This window comes from Veillonella sp. HPA0037, from assembly GCF_000411535.1.
Lineage (GTDB): Bacteria > Bacillota > Negativicutes > Veillonellales > Veillonellaceae > Veillonella > Veillonella atypica.
The window spans coordinates 1,703,055-1,722,888 of record NZ_KE150483.1 but is presented as its reverse complement, the minus strand read 5'-3'; the positions used below and the strand labels follow the sequence as shown (position 1 = coordinate 1,722,888).

The window sequence follows — 19,834 nt, the reverse complement described above, 5'->3', positions numbered from 1 at the left end:
TACAAAGCTTATATATCATTATTATGCCGCAAAGGCCTAATAAAGATTCCAAAAACTAAGATTAACCTTGATTCTTAGGATCCACTACATCGCGTAGAGAATCAGACCAAAGATTGAATATGGATACTACGATTAAAATCGACAAACCAGGGAACGCCATGAGCCATGGGCTCGTTTGCAAGTATTGACGACCTTCATTAAGCATAAGACCCCATTCAGGTGTTGGTGGTTGCGCACCAAAACCAAGGAATGATAAACCGGCAACTTCAATCATAATAGCCCCAATATCAAGAGCCCCTGTGGTTACAACGAGTGGCAAAATATTAGGAATAATATGACGACGTAAAATCGTCCATGTAGAGGCCCCCATCATAACAGCAGCCGTTACATATTCTTCACCGCGTACTTTCAACGTCATAGAACGAACAAGTCGCGCATATTTAGCCCACCCTACAACCGATAATGCTAAGATGGTATTTACAATACTACCACCTAAGATACCGGCGATGGCAATGGCGAGCACTACCCCTGGGAAAGATAACATGATATCTGCCAAGCGCATAAGAACCATTTCAACCTTGCCACCAAAGTAACCTGCTACGGCACCGATGACTGTACCAATGCTCACCATAATCACTACGATGGATACACCCATGAACAAAGATAATTGAGTACCATAAATGATACGAGACAATACGTCACGGCCCAATTTGTCGGTACCAAACCAATGTTGAGTACTAGGTGCTTGTAATGCCTTGGACATATCCGATGAGAAAGCATCGCCCGGAGCAAGCCATGGTGCAAAGATAGCAATGAATACGATAACGAGCATCAATGCAGTGTAGAAAGAGAACAATTTATGTTTCTGAATAAATTCTTTCATTATGCTCTCTCCCTTTTCAATCTAGGGTCCAATAGAACATAGGATGCATCAACTAAAGCATTGATACACATGTATGCAATAGCAACCCATAACACAAAACCTTCAATCAATGGATAGTCACGCATAGTGATGGCGTAAATGGCCATATTCCCGAGGCCAGGCCAAGAGAATACCATTTCAACTACAGCTACACCACCTAATAACCAACCAATAAGAACACCTAAAATAGTGATCAATGGCAATACGGCATTAGGCAAAATGTGACCGAATAAAATCTTCATTTCGCTCACGCCACGAGCACGGGCACCGATAACGTAATCCTTTTGCATCTCTTCAAGGATAACGAGTCGAACTTGGCGCATGTATTTAGAGCCTACAACAACCGCTAATGTAACGGCTGGCAAAATAACACCTGTCGCTGTTACACGAGATGAAGCGATTGGAACTAAACCGAGCTTTAAGCCAAAAATGTAAATTAATACAAGGCCTAACCAGAATGACGGCATAGATACGCCTATAAAGGAAAGGCTTCTCAGTACATAGTCTATCCATTTATTCCGATTATACGCACTCAGTATACCTGCCGGTAATGCATAGAGAATCGTAAATACCAATGCGGTTCCTGACAATGCAAGCGTACCAGGTAATGCTTCTAACATGCGATCTACTACCGGTTTTTTAGCAGAGTAACTCACTCCTAAGTCACCTTGTGCTGCATTGACTACCCAGTTTGCATACTGTACGATAAACGGCTTATCCAAGCCTAATTGTGCTCGAGTTTCATCAATCATTTCTTGAGACACGATGGTATCCGCCGTTTCCAGTAGCATCGTAACTGGGTCCCCTGGAGCTAAATAGGTGAGACAAAATGTCAAAAATGTGATGCCAAACAAGGTAACAATAAATTGTCCTAATTGCTTGGCAAAGCGTTTGCCCATAGGCACCTCCTATACCCTTTTTAAATAAAACTACATAATAGTGAATAAACATAGATACACATAATGAGTAAACATATAATATGATTCCGTGTAATAAAATTTATGAAATAACCATAAAAAAAGATTAGCCTACCTGACTAACCTAAATTAAAACACCGTGTTCTAGCACAATGTTCCTCAAGATTGAGCAGGCTTTCTGACTTTTGACTCATCACAATATTTCTGCCTTCCCAGTTTCCCAGTGACCCTAATACGAAATATCGCTCCTCATTACAGCTATTTTCATAGTATAGGATTTACACCCATTTTCCTCTTTTTACGCTCGGTAAAACCGACACTCAGTTTATTCACTTTTATTAATTATAAATATACTATATTTATAATTCTCCAACAATACATATACCCCTTAGTGTATATTCGTCAATCAATCATAATTATTCATAAAAACAATATTCATTATTATTTACATGCATTACTTCGTATATTGTGCCCCCATTTCTTGAAATAATTGCTTTATTTACTTTTCTTTTCTGTATATAACGTATATATTTACATTTGTATTTTGATTTAATTTACATATAAAACATTTTGCTATGCATATAACCAAAAGAGGCTATCACCGAAGTGACAGCCTCTATAAGACGAGAGAGTATTCAATTAATCGATACTTTGTTGGAATCGTTGTGCACGATACGCTACCCAACCTTTGCGTATCATATAAATGCAAATGCCAATAGTTACTGCAACAGCACTACCGAGCATGGCATCAACACCGCACGCATATACTGCGTATAAACAGTATAAAACACCTGCAACAGCAACGAAATAGAAACGATCAATACGACGTTTTTCCAATCCAGACATGTGCATCATAGTTGGTACTGCAATAATGCAGAGAATATAAGGCACTACATTAGTTACAACCGCAAGGTTTACCAATGTCGCGAATTGATCGCGTAAAGAATCATTTGCTGTGAACAATGTAAGAATTGTTTCAATCGCTAATAAGATAAATACGCCACGCACAGGTGCATCCTTGCTGTTTACACGAGCAAACACCTTAGGGAAATAACCTGCCTCTGCTGCATTCTTGAATACGCGAGACAATGTAAATTGCCAGCAAAGTAAAGCACCACAGCAAGAGATAATCATGAGCGCCATGATAACATTTGCAATTGTGTCATTAAACATGTATGCAAATGTGAGACCAAATGGTGCATTGGAATTAAGTAATTCTGTGTTAGGCACGATACCGGCCATAACATTCGTGGACAAGATGTAAATCACCGCCACTGCTAATGTACCTGCAAATGTTGCAATTGGCACGTTTTTCTTTGGATTTTCTACAGCATCTGCATTTGCTGCTGCAGATTCAAACCCTAGGAATCCCCACAATGTTAAAGCAATAGATTCTTTAATTGCTTCAAAAAACGGCAAGTCGTTTGGATTCCATGCCGCCAAATACGTATCTGGGCTAAACCAGAACCAACCAATTGTACCAATAAGTAATACTGGCACAATACAGCCCCAAATAGTAATATTGCTGAGCTGACCTGTAAAGCGGTTTCCTCTAAAGTTCAAAATCGCTGCAAACCATAACAAGACAATCGTTACTTGACTTGTTTGCGTTGCATTTAGATCAACACCAAAGAATTCTGAGCCATAGCCAACTGCGGAAACTGCAATCGCTATATTAGCAATGATGAGAGATATGCTGTAAGCATAGCTCGCCATAAAATGTCCAGTCTTACCGAAGCGGTGTTCTGCATAACCGCCCATGCCTCCTTTAATTTGAGAGAACATACCCGCTTGAGCAAAAATATACGCTAGCAAAAGCGCACCCACAGCCGTCACGAGCCAAGATAACACTGAAATAGTACCAACTTGAGCCAAATTGGTTGGTAACATAATGATCCCAGCTCCTAGCATATTGGCTGCTACCATTGTGGTTAGCTGGAATACAGACATTTTTTTAGCGGTGGTTTTCATGTATCAATCCCCTTTCGTAAGGTGAATTTTTTCTCGTCCATAATTCACGTAACTATATTAAAACCGCTAAGTACATTCAGTTCCTGCTGTAATGGGCGGGAATGTGAAGGTACCGTTTTCATTTGTTTTTCGAATTAATAATAACACCATAGATGGTAAATTAAAAGTATTTTATTAGTGGACAAAGCATATTACACGAATTGAATAAAAATATAGTAATTATATATTATTTTTGATTAGAAACGATATGATGAATGTAAAAGTATCATTTTCTTTTAGTTTAATCAATTAAATGTGCTGAAAATCACTATCTATTCAGATTATAGTGTTGTGCCACAAGACCATTATCCGCCATGAGTCCACCCAATATAGACAAAAATTGACCCCACCTAAAGGTGGAGTCAATTTTATAAACTAAGAAAGCATCTATGATTCTAATAAAAAGGAATTACTCTTGTACAGAGTTTACGATAGATTTCCAGCTATCGATTTGTGCTTCTTCATTAGCAATGATTTGCTTCCCATTATTACGTTGTCTTTCCACACATTCTGGAGCCGTACCAGAATAGTTATTACGGCCAGCTATGCAAGCTTCGATGGAAATGGCATCAAGGATATCTGCATCAAAATGATCGGATATAGCTTTAAACTCCTCAACGGATAAATCAAGTAATACGCAACCTTTTTCAATGCAATGATGTACAGCATTACCTACGATTTCATGAGCTTCACGGAATGGAACGCCTTTTTTCGCAAGGTAATCGGCCATATCTGTAGCATTCGAGAAATCATCATCGAGGACAGCTTTCATATGCGCCCCATTGACCTTCATGCCGCGAATCATAGCCGCATTAATAGACAATGCAAAGTGCACTGTATCGATAGCATCAAAAATGCCCTCTTTATCCTCTTGCATATCTTTATTATATGTAAGTGGCAAGCCTTTTAATGTAGTTAATAAACCTAACAAGTGGCCATAGGTACGACCTGTTTTACCACGAACGAGTTCACATACGTCAGGATTTTTCTTTTGTGGCATGATGCTAGAGCCTGTGCAGTGAGCATCATCAAGTTCAATAAAATTAAACTCATTGGTAGACCACAAAATTAATTCTTCACTAAGACGACTCAAGTGCATCATCACAAGAGATGCAAAGGATAAGAATTCAACTACATAATCACGGTCGGATACAGCATCCATACTGTTTTCGTAAATACGGGAGAAGCCGAGTAGCTTTTGTGTATAGGTTTGATCAATACCGTACGTAGAACCAGCTAAGGCCCCTGCACCAAGTGGCATGATGTCTGCGTGTTTGAAGACCATCAACAAACGGTCAAAGTCGCGTTCTAGCATAGAGAAGTATGCCATCATATGATGACCGAACAATACAGGTTGTGCCCGTTGTAAATGCGTATAGCCGGGCATGATAACATCGCTGTATTTTTCAGCCGTTTCAATGAGGGCTTTTTGCATATCTACGATGAGCTCGCCCATTTCTACTACGGCTTTACGCACGTACATGTGCAAATCTACTGCGCATTGGTCATTACGGCTACGGCCTGTATGTAAACGACCACCTGCTTCACCAATATCATCGGTTAGGCGCTTTTCAATATTCATATGAATATCTTCAAGAGCCACGGAGAATGGGAACTCACCTTTATCGATTTGGCCTTTAATCTTTGTTAAGCCCGCTACAATAGCGTCCCGATCTGCGTCGGAGATAATATTTTGTTTTGCCAGCATTGTCGCATGTGCTTTACTACCTGCAATATCTTCGGCGTACATTCTAGCATCAAAAGCGATAGAGGATGTAAAATCCTCTACCGCTTTATCAGTGCCTTTTGTGAAACGCCCGCCCCACAATTTAGCCATTATTTACCTGCCTTTTCTTTCATTAATGCATTAATTTTAAGAGGTAAACCGAACAAGTTGATGAAACCAGCCGCATCAGCTTGGTTGTATACATCATCTTCTTCGAATGTTACGAAATCTTCGCTGTACAAGGAGTATGGAGAAGTTGCACCAGCAGAAATAATGTTGCCTTTGTACAATTTAAGTTTTACTTCACCAGTTACAGTTTTTTGAGTTTCATCAACGAATGCTTGCAAAGCATTCATCAATGGTGCGAACCACATGCCATCATATACGAGTTCAGCGTATTTGTTAGCAATGAGTTCTTTGTAGTGGTATGTAGCTCTGTCGAGGCAAAGGTATTCAAGTTCTCTGTGAGCATACATGATGATAGATCCACCTGGGTTTTCATAAACGCCACGAGATTTCATACCAACTAATCTATTTTCAACGATATCTACAACGCCTACACCATAGTGTGCGCCGATTTCGTTGAGTTTTTCCAATAATTGAAGAGGAGTGCCTTCTTGACCGTCAACGGCTACCGGTACGCCTTCTTTGAAAGTAACAGTTACATAACCAGCTTCATCAGGAGCTTGTTCAGGTGTATGTGTTACTAAATATACATCATCTTTAGGTGCATTTGCTGGATTTTCAAGATCGCCACCTTCATGGGACAAATGCCATACGTTTTGGTCCATGGAGTATGGATGTGATTTAGTTGCTACAACTGGAATGTCGTGTTTAGCAGCATATTCCATGCAATCTGTTCTAGATTTCAAATCCCATTCTCTCCAAGGAGCGATGATTTTCATGTTAGGTGCTAATGCTTTAATAGCCAATTCAAAACGAACTTGGTCATTACCTTTACCAGTCGCACCGTGAGCGATGGCATCAGCGCCTTCTTTTTTAGCGATATCTACAAGAATTTTGCCAATCAAAGGTCTAGCAAAGGATGTACCTAAAAGATATTTACCTTCGTAAACAGCACCTGCTTTTACTGTTGGCCATACATAATCTTTTACGAAATCTTCTTTAGCATCAACGATGTACGCTTTAGATGCACCGGATTTGATTGCTTTTTTCTCAACTGCATCATAATCCTCAGGTTGACCTAAGTCTACGCATACAGCGATAACTTCAGCGCCATAGTTTTCTTTTAACCAAGGAATGATAACGGATGTGTCTAAACCACCAGAATATGCGAGTACTACTTTATTTGCTTTACCCATGATAACACCTCATAAACTAAATTATACTAGGTATGATTCATACCATTTATTATTATACTACGAATTCATTATGAATTCTTCATGTCTTATCGACTACAGATGTTAGTATATCACTGCATATTTATAAATGCAAGCAGAAATTTTATTCAATTATATAATATATTTCGTTTACGAACAATATATGTAAATAAAAACAATCATGATGCAAGTACGTATAGCACCATGATTGTTTTCTATGTAGTGTCATATTAAAGTGTATATTATTTTATACCAAGGTCCTGCTTATATGCATAATCTGCCTCAGCTTGAGATATCATGCCTTGATCTACCATTTGCGCAAGAACTAATTTCTGTCGAGCTTTTGCTCCTTTGTAGTTTTCATAAGGGTCCAAATAGGATGGTGCATTTGGTAAAGCCGCTAGCATGGCACATTGGCCTAAGGTCAAACGACTAGGACTGGTACCAAAGTACCCTTCGGCGGCTTCTTTTATACCATAATAATTATGTCCATAATAGACCGTATTCAAATACATGGTTAAAATTTCATCTTTACTATAGTAATGCTCCATCTCTACTGCTAGAATGGCTTCTTCCGCTTTACGCGACATCGTCCGTTTAGACGATAGAAATAGATTTTTTACCAATTGTTGTGTGATAGTACTACCACCCTCAACGGTTTCACCAGCAACGCTGTTAACATAAAAAGCGCGTGTTACACCGAGCACATCAATAGCACCATGCTTGTAATAGCGTTTATCTTCAATGGCCACAAGAGCACGTTTCGCATTGTCTGGAATGTTTTCAGATTTCACCCATTTATCCCTTGGCACACGTTGATGAAGCGCGGCTTCAACCTTTTCTCGGAAGGTAAAAATACGATGCATGCGTTCCCACCGACTTAATGTATCTTCATTTTCTTCAATTGTCTGTTCTACAGTTGTATGAGCCTTACTAACGCGATTTGTTCCTTGATAGCTTTGATATGTATCATATACATATATAGCCCCTAGCACTATGCAAATGATAAGAACTAATCGGCGCACTATTCGAAATATAAACATAGATTCACCTATATCTACCTTACAGCAGACTTCTAAGTATATAAACTTTCACTAATAACATCCCTATAATACAACTATCATATATTGATTGTATTGTATCATAAGTTATCTATTTTTAGCATACTTGTATGTATTGTATTTGTTAACCATATTGTCGTATAATAGATAAGATGATGAAGCATGCCCAAATTGGAGGAGTATTATGAAACAGTGTATGGATTCAGACAATCTACATCGTCGATTGCGTAAAATTTTAGGTCAAGTGCAAGCTATTGATCGAATGATTGAAGAAGACATTCCTTGTGAAGATGTACTAGCCCAAATCAATGCAGCCAAATCCGCGTTGCATAAGGTTGGCCAAGTGGTCCTCGAAGGACATATCAACCATTGTGTACGCGATGGTATACAACATGGTGATGTAGATAAAACAATTAATGACTTTACAGTTGCTGTAGAGCGCTTTGCCAATATGGGAAAATAAAAAGAGGCAATATCCTAATGATTAGGGTATTGCCTCTTTTGCGTATTAGTCGTGGTTCGTTGTTAAGAACTCGCTAAGTGCTGCTAATGCATCATCTTCATCAGCACCATCAGCAGTTAATACTACGGATGTGCCTTTTGTTGCACCCAATGTTAATACAGTCAAAATGGATTTAGCATCTGCGGTTTTACCATTTGCTGCGATTGTCAATTTGGACGCAAATTTTGCAGCCAATTGTGTAAATGCAGTCGCTGGACGAGCATGTAAACCAGATTCGTTTGTGATTTCTACTGTTACTTCTTTCATGAGTTACCTCTTTCTACTCAGCGTGCTAACACGCCTTATACCTTTGCTTATTAATATAGGTATTGTATCAATTTATACATATTAAATTCAAGTTTGTTTTTATGAAAGCTATGGTCTATGCCAAACCTTTTTCAGCGAGTAATGATTTAGCATAGGCTGTGATTTCTTCAGCTGTATCCATAGTCAATGCTTTTTGAGCAAATGCTTCACATTCTGCCATTGTAACAGAGCGCAAAATATTTTTAATCAATGGAATGGATGATGCAGTCATAGAAAATTCATCAAGTCCTAAGCCCAATAAAATCATAGTTGCAACTGGATCACCAGCTAACTCACCACACATACCGGTAAATTTACCTTGTTCGTGACTCGCATCAATTACGTGTTTGATGAGACGCAATACAGCGGGATGCAATGGTTGATATAAATTGCCGATGGCCTCATTCATACGATCAACCGCCAATGTGTATTGACAAAGGTCATTGGTACCGATACTAAAGAAATCTACATATTTAGCCAAAATTGGAGAAATAACGGCTGCCGCTGGCACCTCAATCATAATACCTACTTTGATATCTTTATTGAAAGCTATGCCTTCAGTAATCAATTCTTTCTTGCATTCATCGAGCATAGCATTTGCCGCTTTAACCTCTTCTACAGATGCAATCATAGGATACATGATGTGAATGTCGCCAAACGCACTAGCCCGAAGGAGTGCACGTAATTGGACCTTAAAAATATCCGGACGGTTCAAGGAAATACGAATGGCACGATACCCGAGGAATGGATTCATTTCTTCAGGTAAGTCTAGGCATTTTAATTCCTTATCACCGCCGATATCCATGGTGCGAATGATGACAGGTTGGCCCTTCATACTCTCGACTACTTGTTTATATTGTTCAAACTGTACATCTTCTGTAGGCAGTTCATCGTTTTCCATATAAAGGAATTCAGTGCGATATAGGCCAATACCTTGAGCGCCCATAGTCAACGCATGGTCCGCATCTTTGGATTTACCAATATTACCGAATAAATCAACATGATGTCCGTCCTTTGTAACGGCTTCTAAATTGGCAGAGTCCTTCAAGCGTTTCAACTCGTCTTGGAAATCTGCAGCTTCTTTTGTATAACGTTCCCACTCTTCATCGGATGGTTCCGTAATAACTTCACCATCAGTGCCAAGTACAACAGCACGTACATCGTCAGTAAAGCTTTCAATATCACCAACGCCCATAACGGCAGGAATTTCTAAGGTACGCGCCATGATAGCCGCATGAGATGTAGGACCACCAGCAGCTGTTACGATACCTTTTACAACATTTTTATCTAGTGAAGCCGTATCAGATGGAGCCAAATCGTGAGCCACGATGATAACCTCACCGGAAATATGAGATAAACCGCGAGGGTTCATGCCAAGCATGTTACGCATCAAGCGATCGCCAATATCTTTAATATCCGCACCACGTTCACGCATATATGGATCATCCATGCCGATGAAAATAGCCGCAAAGGTTTCTATCGTTTGCGCCGTAGCAGCTACGACGTTCATTTTTGAATTTTCTACAAGGGACTTGATACCATCAGACAAGGATGGGTCTTGTGCGATTTGCATATGAGCTTCAAAAATAGCAGCCTCATCAGCCCCCATATCAACCAATGCTTTTTGACGAATCGTATCTAATTGTTTAAGGGTAGCGGCCATAGCGCTAGCAAACTTACCAATTTCAGCCTCTACTTGGTCATCGGCTACCTCATAATCAGGTATCACGATTTCTTCTTGTATATATTTGTACACATTGCCAACAGCAACGCCTCGAGATCCAGAAATCCCTTGAATTCGCATGTGTGCTCCTCTTTCTATACTTATAAACTACATTACATTATATTTTAACATTTTTACATTGAACAATAAAGAGAGACCCTATTCTGTGATATAATGTTATTCTAGAGTAATCAAACATTTGTGACAAATACTTATGCCTTTTGATTCATAAAGTACTCTGTTATAACTTGGTTTGGTGATTTAAAGTTTAAGACTTTTTGTGCAATGTTATTATATCTATTAGCATATCGACTATGTGCTTTTAGAAAACTCTCCATACTATTAAACTTACGAGAATAAAATCTTTCACTATCAATTCGATGACTGCGCTCTACCTTTCCATTCTGCCACGGAGAAAATGGTCTTGTCGTTTTATGCTCTATTCCTAATCTTTTTAATACAATATCAAATAAACACTCTCGATCTTTTACTCCATAGTTTGTAAATTCACGACCATTATCTGTTTGTATTGTATGAATAGGAAATCCCATTTTGGCTTCTAAATTTAATAAGAAGCGACTTGTATTAGTAACACTTTTTTCATCTATAATTTTTAGAATTCTCTTTCTAGAAAACTCATCAATAGCTGTAAGTTGATAGTAAGATTTTCCTTGTGTTGAAAAGGCTAAACTCTCGCGAGGTACGTATTTTATATCAATCTGAACCTTTTCTCCTGGATATGTTATTATATCCGGTTTCCACTTGCTTTTAGGAACAGATTTAACAACCTTTTTCTCTTTAATATGACACCTGATTTGTCGGCACATAGAGCCATATGAGCGTTTATAACCACGCTTTTTTGCCTCAACATATACTTGAGACAGCCCTTCATGTTTAAACTTAGAATGCATACGCTTGATAAGTGCTAGTTCTTCCTCAGTGTGTTGATTAGGATGAGAATGTGGTTTACGACTATACAATCGAAGTGAATCAATAGTCCCGTCGAAACGCTTCACCCAACGTTGTACTTGTTGTCTACTAGTATGATAGCGACGTGCAGCTTCAGCATTATTTCCATACTTTATAGCATATTCACATACTCGTTTACGAAATCTTAATTCTTCAGTTATAATAGAATGCATGAGAAGGAACTCCTTTTGTTGTAATGTTTGGATTAAGCAACTTCATTATAACAGAGTTCCTTCTCATTTTTTATTCACTTGTCACAAATGTATTATACTCTTACAGACCCTATTCTGTGATATAATGTTATATTATATATAGTTAATCGTAGACTTTCACGCGTATCATGGTGAAAGTCTACTCTATTGTAAGGAATAGTCGCATGTATAGTGCGACCTCGAATAGGAGTATGTATGAAATTAACAAAAATGCATGGTCTCGGCAACGATTTTATCCTCTTTTCTGACTCACAAGGGGCCAATAAAGATTATACAGATCTCGCCATCCGCCTCTGCAACCGTCGTACAGGTATCGGCGCTGATGGTCTTGTAATCGTTGTACCATCTAATACATGCGATGTACGAATGCGCATAATCAACTCAGACGGCAGCGAAGCAGAAATGTGTGGTAATGGCATTCGTTGCTTTGCAAAATATGCCTATGAACATGGTGAAATTACAAAAGATACTTTCACCATCGAAACATTAGCAGGCGTTATGAAACCAACGTTAACCATTGAAAATGGCATTGTTACACAAGTGACAGTAGACATGGGCAAACCTTTCTTTAACAGCAAAGACATTCCCATGAATGTAACCATGGATAAGGTCATCGATGTGGACCTCGATGTAAATGGCGAAACAGTAACAGTAAGTTCCGTTCTTCTCGGTGTACCACACACAGAAGTTTTTGTGGACGATATCACGAAAGCACCGGTTACAACACAAGGACCGATTCTTGAAAAACACGATGCATTCCCATCCAATACAAACGTAAACTATATCGAGGTCATAAACGACCATCACATTAAAGTCCGCACTTGGGAACGCGGTGCTGGCGCTACGCTTGCATGCGGTACAGGTTCTTGCGCATCTGCGATCATGTCCCACGAAAAAGGCCTTACAGGTCGCGAGGTCGATGTAGAATTATATCTTGGCACATTACACATCAGTTATTTGGAGGATGGCACGGTTCTTATGACGGGCCCTGCTGAGGAAGTATTCGAAACAGAACTTCCTATCGAATAATATGAAGTGGTTACAATTACTATTACAGGCATACCTAAAATATAAACAAGGGCGCACCATGATGCCAAATAATATGAGACTATTGATATCATTAATCGTTTCTATCATCATTATTCTAGCATCTGTCATGTTTAGTGTCCCCATCGGCTACGCATTAATCCTCGTATGGTTGTGCTTCGCTTACGCTTTATATCGACAAGGATATAATCCAAAAGACTTACTCCGCATGTCCTGGACGAGTGCAAAAACCTCAATCGTGGTTATGCAAATCTTTTTGCTCATCGGCTGGCTCATAGCCATGTGGCAAGCATCGGGGATTATTCCCATGATTATTGCGTCTGGTATTGAATTGATTAATCCAAATCTGTTCATAATCTGCGCATTTTTAATTACATCCTGCGTGAGTATGTTACTTGGTACATCGTTCGGAACAGTGGGCACCATCGGTATTGTACTAATTACAATTGCCAAAGCTGGTAATCTGCCTATTGATATTGTAGCAGGTGCCATTATGGCAGGCGCCTATTTAGGAGACAGAAACTCACCTCTATCCTCTAGCGCCTCTCTCGTAGCCGCTCTAACACACACCAAAGTAAATAGCAATATACCAATCATGTTGAAAGATAGCTTACCTGCTCTCATCATCAGCTGTATATTGTATCTACTCTTATCCCTATGGTTTCCACTAGACTACACTAACAGTTATCTACCGGATACGATTCATTTCGTGTTCAATATCCATTGGACATTATGGATACCAGTTCTTATCATTATTGGTTTGTTACCAACAAAGCTATCTATACGTTGGCCTATTGGTATTAGTGCACTGGTGGCAACCATCCTCGCAGTTATCCATCAAAATTATACAGTAATGGATATGTTACAATTTACCGTATTGGGGTTCCAGTTGCCAGATTATAATCCGCTATCGGATATTATCCACGGCGGAGGCCTACAAACGATGTGGATACCAACCCTATCTATATTCATGGCTTGTTCCATTTCCGGCATGCTTGAAGGCGTTGGTTTTTGGAATGATATTCGCAGCCTTTTACAACACGTATCAGGTCGCGCCAAACTCTTTGCGTCGAATGTACTAATTGCATTTATTACAGGTGCTCTAGGTTGTAGTCAAGCAATTGCGGTAATCATGACGCATTCAATTATGCGTACCACCTATGCAAAAGAACGCATTCATGATGAAGATGTCATGCTAGACTTTGAAAACAGCGGCATTCTTATTGCAGCCTTACAACCATGGAATATCGCGGCGCTCGTACCTGTCATTATGATGGATGTCTCGCCCGCCGGTTACGTACCGTTTGCGTTCTTCTTATACTTAGTACCACTTATCTACTGGTATCGCTTACGACGCAAGGAACAACAAATCCATTAATACATTCTATTTATACGAAATATAGAGGAAAACTTATGATTTATACGATTACTTTCAATCCTGCATTGGATTATATCGTTCGCTTAGACCACTTAACACCTGGTATTATCAATCGTACGGAACAAGAATATGTGCTGGGCGGTGGCAAGGGCATCAATGTGTCAATCGTACTCAATAACCTAGGCATGGATACAACGGCACTCGGTTTTATCGCTGGTTTTACAGGTGACGAAATTGTACGTCAGCTCAATGAATTTGGCGTTCGTGAAAGCTTTATCCGTCTTAGAGAGGGTTTAACCCGCATCAATGTTAAAGTAAAAGCATCCGATAAAGAAACGGAAATCAATGGTCGTGGTCCTATCATAGCCGATGATGAACTACAAGCCTTATACGCCCAACTTGATGCATTAACAGAGCAAGATACATTGATCTTAGCAGGCAGCATTCCGTCTAGCCTCCCAAGTGATATGTACGAAATCATTATGAAGCGCTTAGCTAATAAACATATTCGTATCGTCGTAGACGCAACTAAGGATCTATTAACTCGTGTATTGCCATACAAACCATTTTTAATCAAACCAAACAATCACGAATTAAGCGAAATCTTCGGACGTACATTGTCTACAAAAGATGATCTAGTCACTGCAGCTAAAAAATTACAGTCCCAAGGTGCACAACATGTGCTCATCTCCATGGCTGGAGACGGTGCTATCTTGGTATCCGCTGATGGTACAGTCTATACAAGTCCTGCACCTAAAGGAACACTTATTAACTCCGTTGGTGCCGGCGATTCTATGGTAGCTGGTTTCATGACTGGATACCTCAACACCCAAGATTTACAACAAGCCCTCTATTGGGGTATTGCTACAGGCTCTGCTTCAGCCTTTTCGGAGAATCTAGCTACCAAGGACGAGGTCATCGCCTTGCTTAACACCATTCGTTAATTTTATTATTCATTATATATGTACAGTAAGGAGTACACACATGAAAATTACTGATTTATTAAAGCCCCAATCAATCCTGCTGAATGCATCACCAACTAACAAAGCGGATGCCATTTACACTCTAGGTGATTTAATGGATAAAGGTGGCAACCTATCTGACAAGGCAGAATACTTAGAAGCTGTATTCGCTCGTGAAGAATCCGGTTCTACTGGCCTTGGCGACGGTATCGCCACACCACATGCTAAATCAGCAGGTGTAAAGGAAGCTGGCCTTGCTGCTATGGTCGTTCCTAACGGTGTTGATTTCGAGGCCCTCGATGGACAACCATCTCGCCTATTCTTCATGATTGCAGCACCAGAAGGTGCTGCAATCATGTAGAGGTATTGAGCAAATTAGCCACTATGGTAATTGATCCAGACTTCAAAAACGCTCTCATCCAATCTGCTACAGTGAACCGTTTTTTAGAACTTATCACTGCCAAAGAAGAAGGCAACTTTGATCCATCTGTAGAAGGCTATATCAAAAAGGAAGATGAAAAAGCACCAAGCATTACCGATGCTATCGAAGCAAAAGCTACAGAGGCTATCGAAAAGGTAGTCCCTAAGGTATCTGTAGATAATCCACATTACGAAGTATTAGCTGTTACAGGCTGTCCTACCGGCATTGCTCATACATACATGGCTGCCGAATCCTTAGAACGTAAAGCTAAGGAAATGGGCATTTCTTTAAAAGTAGAAAAAAATGGTGCTTCTGACATTAAAGATGCACTTACAGCAGAAGAAATTGAGCATGCTAAATGCATCATCGTCGCTTCTGACCGCCAAGTTGAAATGGCTCGGTTTGATGGCAAGCCAATGATTCAAACTAAGGTGGCAAACGGCATTAATAAAGCAGAAGAATTATTGCGTGAAGCTATGTCTGGTGCAGCACCGGTATACCATGCCTCTCAATCTGACAAAGATAGTGCTGAATCTGCTATCGATGCAAAAGATAGCTTTGGCCGACAAATCTACAAGCATTTGATGAATGGCGTATCTCACATGTTGCCATTCGTTATCGGCGGTGGTATCCTAATCGCTCTCGCATTCCTATTTGATACATTCGATCCAGCTAATGCCAAAAACTTTGGTTCTGGTACACCATTATCTGCATTCCTAATGAAAATCGGCGGTGCTTCCTTTGGATTTATGTTACCTGTTCTAGCAGGTTACATCGCTATGAGTATTGCAGACCGTCCAGGTCTTGTAGCTGGTTTCGTTGGTGGCTTGTTAGCAAGCCAAGGCGGTTCTGGTTTCCTCGGTGCCTTGATTGCAGGCTTTGCAGCAGGTTACTTAGTACTGTTAGTTAAGAAACTCGTATCCGGATTACCTCAAGCATTAGAAGGTACAAAACCAGTACTCTTCTACCCTGTACTGGGCGTATTGTTCATTGGTATCGCTATTACATTTATCATCAATCCACCAGTATCTGCTTTGAACGAATGGCTTATGAATTCCTTGCAAACAATGGGCACTACTAGCCGCGTATTATTAGGTCTTGTCTTCGGTGCTATGATGTCTGTTGATATGGGTGGCCCTGTCAACAAAGCAGCCTATGTTATCGGTACAGGCGCTCTAGCAACTGGTGAATATGGTATTATGGCCGCTGTTATGGCTGGTGGTATGGTTCCTCCATTGGCGATTGCCCTTTGTACAACATTCTTCCCTAGCCGCTTCACAGAAGCAGAACGTAAATCTGGTATTACAAATTACATCATGGGGCTTTCCTTCATCACAGAAGGTGCTATCCCATTTGCCGCAGCTGATCCTATCCGCGTATTGCCTTCTTGCATCATCGGTGCTGGTACAGCTGGTGCATTATCCATGTTCTTTGAATGCACATTGCGTGCGCCTCACGGTGGTATCTTCGTAGTACCAACAATCGGCAACCCACTTCTTTACCTTGCATCCATTGCAATCGGTTCCGTTGTGGCTTGCATTATCTTAGCTATCGTAAAACCAAAACTCAAAAAATAATATCACAATTGGTCTATTTAGTTTAATCATTATAAATGACTGACTAATAACTAATGTATGCAAAACACCCTATGTCACAATACTAACATAGGGTGTTTGTATTTATAACTTATATCTTCGATCTGCTTATCGGATTACATCATCATAAAATGTACCATACACCATTTTAAATACGCGATTAGCAACATGATAGCTTTCAAAATCAAAGTCCGTAGGTGTTAAGAATGTAACATTCTCATAGCCTTTAAGAGCTGGTTGTGTTGGTTTACTTTCACCATTAAGAGTGTAGTCCTGTTGATTTAATACCATCCCTACAATACCAGATTCCATCATTTTTATATTCCATATTTCATTTAAAGAAAAATCTGGTAGCCTTGTTTTTAGCTCTGGTGCCTTAGCTACCATATTAGCAAAGGAATGGTTTAAGTCATAGTCATAACGAACCTTATATTCCCTAATTAAATCAGATGAGGGCAACACAACATATATCTTAGCCTCTATATTTTTTGTATGTGCATTTGTAGAATTATCTCGAATAGTACTCAATTCAATATATTTACCATCTCCACCACCTGTATCGCCTTTAGATATAATCCGTGCAAAACGACTAGTATCTTGCAACTCAGTATTGGACACAGCCTTCACAGGGGTAACAGAAGCACATAAAACGCATACTAGCGCCATAAGAACAACAAAATGTTTCATAAGGTACCTCATTTCACTACAATGTCGTCAAAATGCTGCTGATACGCTACAGTAAACATAGCGTCTGCTACAGCAAATAAGTCTTCATCAAACCGTCCACGATCTAATGGACGTAATTGATGTTCTAAAGGAACTTTACTAATAACCTCTGTACCGTCTACATTATATCGTTTTACCTCTTGTAACTCGACTTGTATCCCTGATTCATCCTGTGCAGCCTTAATCACGGCGTACATAGATGGTGATGGTTTTACAAGATTCATAGCTTGTATTAAGGACCCTAATGAGTAATTCGTATCGTACGTAGCAGTTAATTCATATTCTGTAATAGATGTACTTCGAGGAGTTTCATAAACAGCATAAAAAGTACCTTTTAATTTATAGTGCGGTGCTGCGTATTCTAGAGACTCTACAGAATATGTATTTAAATAACTTATTAGCTTATTTTGTATAGAACCGCCTTCATAAGGATACGATTTTTGATACACATTTTTAAACTGCGATGAACTATTTAATTCATTAATTGAAATAGCTTGAATTTGCATGGTAAAAGCAGCCATCACCATACATGCTAATAAGAATTTTCTAAACATGTTCTCTCCTTTAAAAACAAAACTCGATTAAATTACCCAAAGCATACCATATTTTATTGAGAAATGTATACATAAGTCTAATATTCTCTCGACTTCAAATTGTCAGCATTAATACCTGTATTACCATCAATTATTATAGTAGTATTACCTTCTGCTACAGTTTTTTTCTTACCGCTATTTTTACAAATTTAGAAATAACTACATAACCAGTCTTAACCTTATTCCAAATTACTTGATATACTTTATCTTCTCAATATTTAGATGATTTAGTTTCTCTTCTGTTTTCTATAATCAGCTATTATGCCTCTATAACATATGATTTTAAATTTAATTCTAAATTTCTAATTTCCTGTAATACCATTTTCACTTGATATAGCCTATATTTTTGGAAATTGTACAATAAGCCATATTTATGATAAACTATATAAATATAAATAATTTTTAAAATTATAAATTATTATTTGAAATCTAGTTCGGAGAATAATTCATGAAATCATCTAAGAAACGTCAAGTGACTGCTGCGTTTTTTGCAGCAGCAGCATTGGGTGGCATTGCTCACGCAGCTCCGGTCCTTAACATGAATGATTTAGTAGGATCTAAAACTACTTCTGAATCAACGACAGAAACTATTAATAATGTAGCGACTCCAGTCATGCGACCAATGGATACTCAACCTACGACACCAACTACACAGCCAACAGTGATTACTCCTCAACCAGCAGTTGCACAAAATGTACAAATACAACAAAGTGGTACAGTACAATCAGCTCCAAAAGTAACGCCTATGGTCCCTCGTGTGCGCCCAGTACCAGTTCCAGATACAGCTAAAGCTTTAGAAGAACAATATAGAGCTGTGTCGCAACCACAATATGTTGTTAATAAACAAACGAATACTATGATGGAACCAACATTGGCAATGCATAGTTTAATCAATGTACAACGTAAAACTGAACCGGTTACCATTCAAAAACAAGTAGATGGCAAGCAGCAAATGCAAACAACGCAAGTACAACGTACACCGATCATTGTGCAAGAACAATCTACTACACCATTAGTAGTTGCCAATACAACCACGACTAAATCAGTTATTGCAAAACGGACATTAACAATTCGTGATATTCAACGTGCTGAACGTGAGCGTTTAGCTAAATTAGCGGAAGAACAAGCTGCACAACAAGAAGCAATGCAACAACAAAGCAGTGAACAAGCGCAAGCAGTGCGCCAAATGGCAGCTGAACGAGCTGCCGAAGCTCAACGCCAAGCCGCATTATTAGCACAACAACAAGAGGCACAGCGCCAAGCGGAGTTATTAGCTCAGCAACAAGAAGCTCAACGTCAAACTGCTATCAAAGCAGAACAAGAGCGTATTGCAGCTCAACAAGCTGAGGCTCAACGCCAAGCTGTTATCAAAGCGGAACAAGAGCGTATTGCAGCTCAACAAGCTGAGGCTCAACGCCAAGCTG

15 protein-coding genes, 2 pseudogenes and 1 riboswitch are annotated in these 19,834 nt (G+C 39.4%); of the genes and pseudogenes, 6 read left to right on the top strand and 11 right to left on the bottom strand.

What is annotated here, in order from left to right:
* Positions 1-61: 61 nt before the first annotated feature.
* The 6 genes from nikC to HMPREF1477_RS07675 form a co-directional block, all read right to left on the bottom strand.
* Positions 62-883: a nickel transporter permease gene (nikC, locus tag HMPREF1477_RS07700; protein ID WP_016476463.1), complete on the bottom strand. Its 822-nt coding sequence runs from the start codon at positions 881-883 to the stop codon at positions 62-64.
* The gene (gene nikB, locus HMPREF1477_RS07695) at positions 883-1,821 is read right to left on the bottom strand and encodes a nickel ABC transporter permease (protein ID WP_016476462.1); all 939 of its coding nucleotides are present in this window, start codon (positions 1,819-1,821) and stop codon (positions 883-885) included. Before nikB ends, nikC begins: the two co-directional genes overlap by 1 nt.
* Positions 1,822-1,989: 168 nt before the next feature.
* Positions 1,990-2,178: riboswitch (cobalamin riboswitch) on the bottom strand.
* 300 nt (positions 2,179-2,478) lie between these two features.
* Complete coding sequence (gene potE / locus HMPREF1477_RS07690) at positions 2,479-3,810, bottom strand: putrescine-ornithine antiporter (protein WP_016476461.1); 1,332 nt, start codon at positions 3,808-3,810, stop codon at positions 2,479-2,481.
* A gap of 448 nt (positions 3,811-4,258) precedes the next feature.
* Complete coding sequence (gene argH / locus HMPREF1477_RS07685) at positions 4,259-5,686, bottom strand: argininosuccinate lyase (protein WP_016476460.1); 1,428 nt, start codon at positions 5,684-5,686, stop codon at positions 4,259-4,261.
* Positions 5,686-6,897, bottom strand: a complete 1,212-nt coding sequence (locus HMPREF1477_RS07680) for an argininosuccinate synthase (RefSeq protein ID WP_016476459.1) — start codon at positions 6,895-6,897, stop codon at positions 5,686-5,688. The genes argH and HMPREF1477_RS07680 overlap by 1 nt, the downstream gene beginning before the upstream one ends.
* Positions 6,898-7,157: 260 nt before the next feature.
* On the bottom strand, positions 7,158-7,958 hold the full coding sequence (locus tag HMPREF1477_RS07675) for a transglycosylase domain-containing protein (RefSeq protein ID WP_016476458.1): 801 nt from the start codon (positions 7,956-7,958) through the stop codon (positions 7,158-7,160).
* Between the two features lie 202 nt (positions 7,959-8,160).
* Between HMPREF1477_RS07675 and HMPREF1477_RS07670 the strand changes: the two genes are divergently transcribed.
* Complete coding sequence (locus HMPREF1477_RS07670) at positions 8,161-8,439, top strand: metal-sensing transcriptional repressor (protein ID WP_005377006.1); 279 nt, start codon at positions 8,161-8,163, stop codon at positions 8,437-8,439.
* A 45-nt stretch (positions 8,440-8,484) separates the two neighbouring features.
* Here the strand turns inward: HMPREF1477_RS07670 and HMPREF1477_RS07665 are convergent, their stop codons facing one another.
* From HMPREF1477_RS07665 to HMPREF1477_RS07655, 3 genes are all read right to left on the bottom strand, one after another.
* Positions 8,485-8,745 (bottom strand): HPr family phosphocarrier protein, encoded by a 261-nt coding sequence (locus HMPREF1477_RS07665; RefSeq protein WP_005377050.1) that lies wholly within the window; start codon positions 8,743-8,745, stop codon positions 8,485-8,487.
* Between the two features lie 115 nt (positions 8,746-8,860).
* Positions 8,861-10,588, bottom strand: coding sequence for a phosphoenolpyruvate--protein phosphotransferase (gene ptsP, locus HMPREF1477_RS07660; protein WP_016476457.1), 1,728 nt, complete (start codon positions 10,586-10,588; stop codon positions 8,861-8,863).
* A 131-nt stretch (positions 10,589-10,719) separates the two neighbouring features.
* A complete protein-coding gene (locus tag HMPREF1477_RS07655) occupies positions 10,720-11,649 on the bottom strand; it encodes an IS481 family transposase (protein WP_016475598.1) in 930 nt (309 codons plus the stop codon).
* 234 nt (positions 11,650-11,883) lie between these two features.
* On the opposite strand from HMPREF1477_RS07655, the gene dapF reads away from it, so the two are divergent.
* From dapF to HMPREF1477_RS07635, 4 genes and pseudogenes are all read left to right on the top strand, one after another.
* Positions 11,884-12,717, top strand: a complete 834-nt coding sequence (gene dapF / locus HMPREF1477_RS07650; protein WP_016476456.1) for a diaminopimelate epimerase — start codon at positions 11,884-11,886, stop codon at positions 12,715-12,717.
* 58 nt (positions 12,718-12,775) lie between these two features.
* On the top strand, positions 12,776-14,113 hold the full coding sequence (locus HMPREF1477_RS07645) for a Na+/H+ antiporter NhaC family protein (protein ID WP_016476455.1): 1,338 nt from the start codon (positions 12,776-12,778) through the stop codon (positions 14,111-14,113).
* Positions 14,114-14,148: 35 nt separating this feature from the next.
* On the top strand, positions 14,149-15,057 hold the full coding sequence (pfkB, locus tag HMPREF1477_RS07640) for a 1-phosphofructokinase (RefSeq protein ID WP_016476454.1): 909 nt from the start codon (positions 14,149-14,151) through the stop codon (positions 15,055-15,057).
* 40 nt (positions 15,058-15,097) lie between these two features.
* A pseudogene (locus HMPREF1477_RS07635) lies at positions 15,098-17,073 on the top strand (fructose-specific PTS transporter subunit EIIC).
* Positions 17,074-17,199: 126 nt separating this feature from the next.
* Here HMPREF1477_RS07635 and HMPREF1477_RS07630 read toward each other — a convergent pair.
* Positions 17,200-17,778 (bottom strand): hypothetical protein, encoded by a 579-nt coding sequence (locus HMPREF1477_RS07630; protein WP_016476451.1) that lies wholly within the window; start codon positions 17,776-17,778, stop codon positions 17,200-17,202.
* An 8-nt stretch (positions 17,779-17,786) separates the two neighbouring features.
* Entirely contained in the window at positions 17,787-18,371 is a 585-nt protein-coding gene (locus tag HMPREF1477_RS07625; RefSeq protein ID WP_016476450.1) for a hypothetical protein, read from the bottom strand.
* A 487-nt stretch (positions 18,372-18,858) separates the two neighbouring features.
* On the opposite strand from HMPREF1477_RS07625, the pseudogene HMPREF1477_RS09490 reads away from it, so the two are divergent.
* Positions 18,859-19,834 (top strand): annotated as a pseudogene (locus tag HMPREF1477_RS09490) (hypothetical protein); the annotation flags it as partial.

Coding starts and splice junctions, on each gene's coding strand:
- nikC (WP_016476463.1), bottom strand. CDS start 883: ATGAAAGAATTTATTCAGAAACATAAATTGTTCTCTTTCTACACTGCA.
- nikB (WP_016476462.1), bottom strand. CDS start 1,821: ATGGGCAAACGCTTTGCCAAGCAATTAGGACAATTTATTGTTACCTTG.
- potE (WP_016476461.1), bottom strand. CDS start 3,810: ATGAAAACCACCGCTAAAAAAATGTCTGTATTCCAGCTAACCACAATG.
- argH (WP_016476460.1), bottom strand. CDS start 5,686: ATGGCTAAATTGTGGGGCGGGCGTTTCACAAAAGGCACTGATAAAGCG.
- HMPREF1477_RS07680 (WP_016476459.1), bottom strand. CDS start 6,897: ATGGGTAAAGCAAATAAAGTAGTACTCGCATATTCTGGTGGTTTAGAC.
- HMPREF1477_RS07675 (WP_016476458.1), bottom strand. CDS start 7,958: ATGTTTATATTTCGAATAGTGCGCCGATTAGTTCTTATCATTTGCATA.
- HMPREF1477_RS07670 (WP_005377006.1), top strand. CDS start 8,161: ATGAAACAGTGTATGGATTCAGACAATCTACATCGTCGATTGCGTAAA.
- HMPREF1477_RS07665 (WP_005377050.1), bottom strand. CDS start 8,745: ATGAAAGAAGTAACAGTAGAAATCACAAACGAATCTGGTTTACATGCT.
- ptsP (WP_016476457.1), bottom strand. CDS start 10,588: ATGCGAATTCAAGGGATTTCTGGATCTCGAGGCGTTGCTGTTGGCAAT.
- HMPREF1477_RS07655 (WP_016475598.1), bottom strand. CDS start 11,649: ATGCATTCTATTATAACTGAAGAATTAAGATTTCGTAAACGAGTATGT.
- dapF (WP_016476456.1), top strand. CDS start 11,884: ATGAAATTAACAAAAATGCATGGTCTCGGCAACGATTTTATCCTCTTT.
- HMPREF1477_RS07645 (WP_016476455.1), top strand. CDS start 12,776: ATGATGCCAAATAATATGAGACTATTGATATCATTAATCGTTTCTATC.
- pfkB (WP_016476454.1), top strand. CDS start 14,149: ATGATTTATACGATTACTTTCAATCCTGCATTGGATTATATCGTTCGC.
- HMPREF1477_RS07630 (WP_016476451.1), bottom strand. CDS start 17,778: ATGAAACATTTTGTTGTTCTTATGGCGCTAGTATGCGTTTTATGTGCT.
- HMPREF1477_RS07625 (WP_016476450.1), bottom strand. CDS start 18,371: ATGTTTAGAAAATTCTTATTAGCATGTATGGTGATGGCTGCTTTTACC.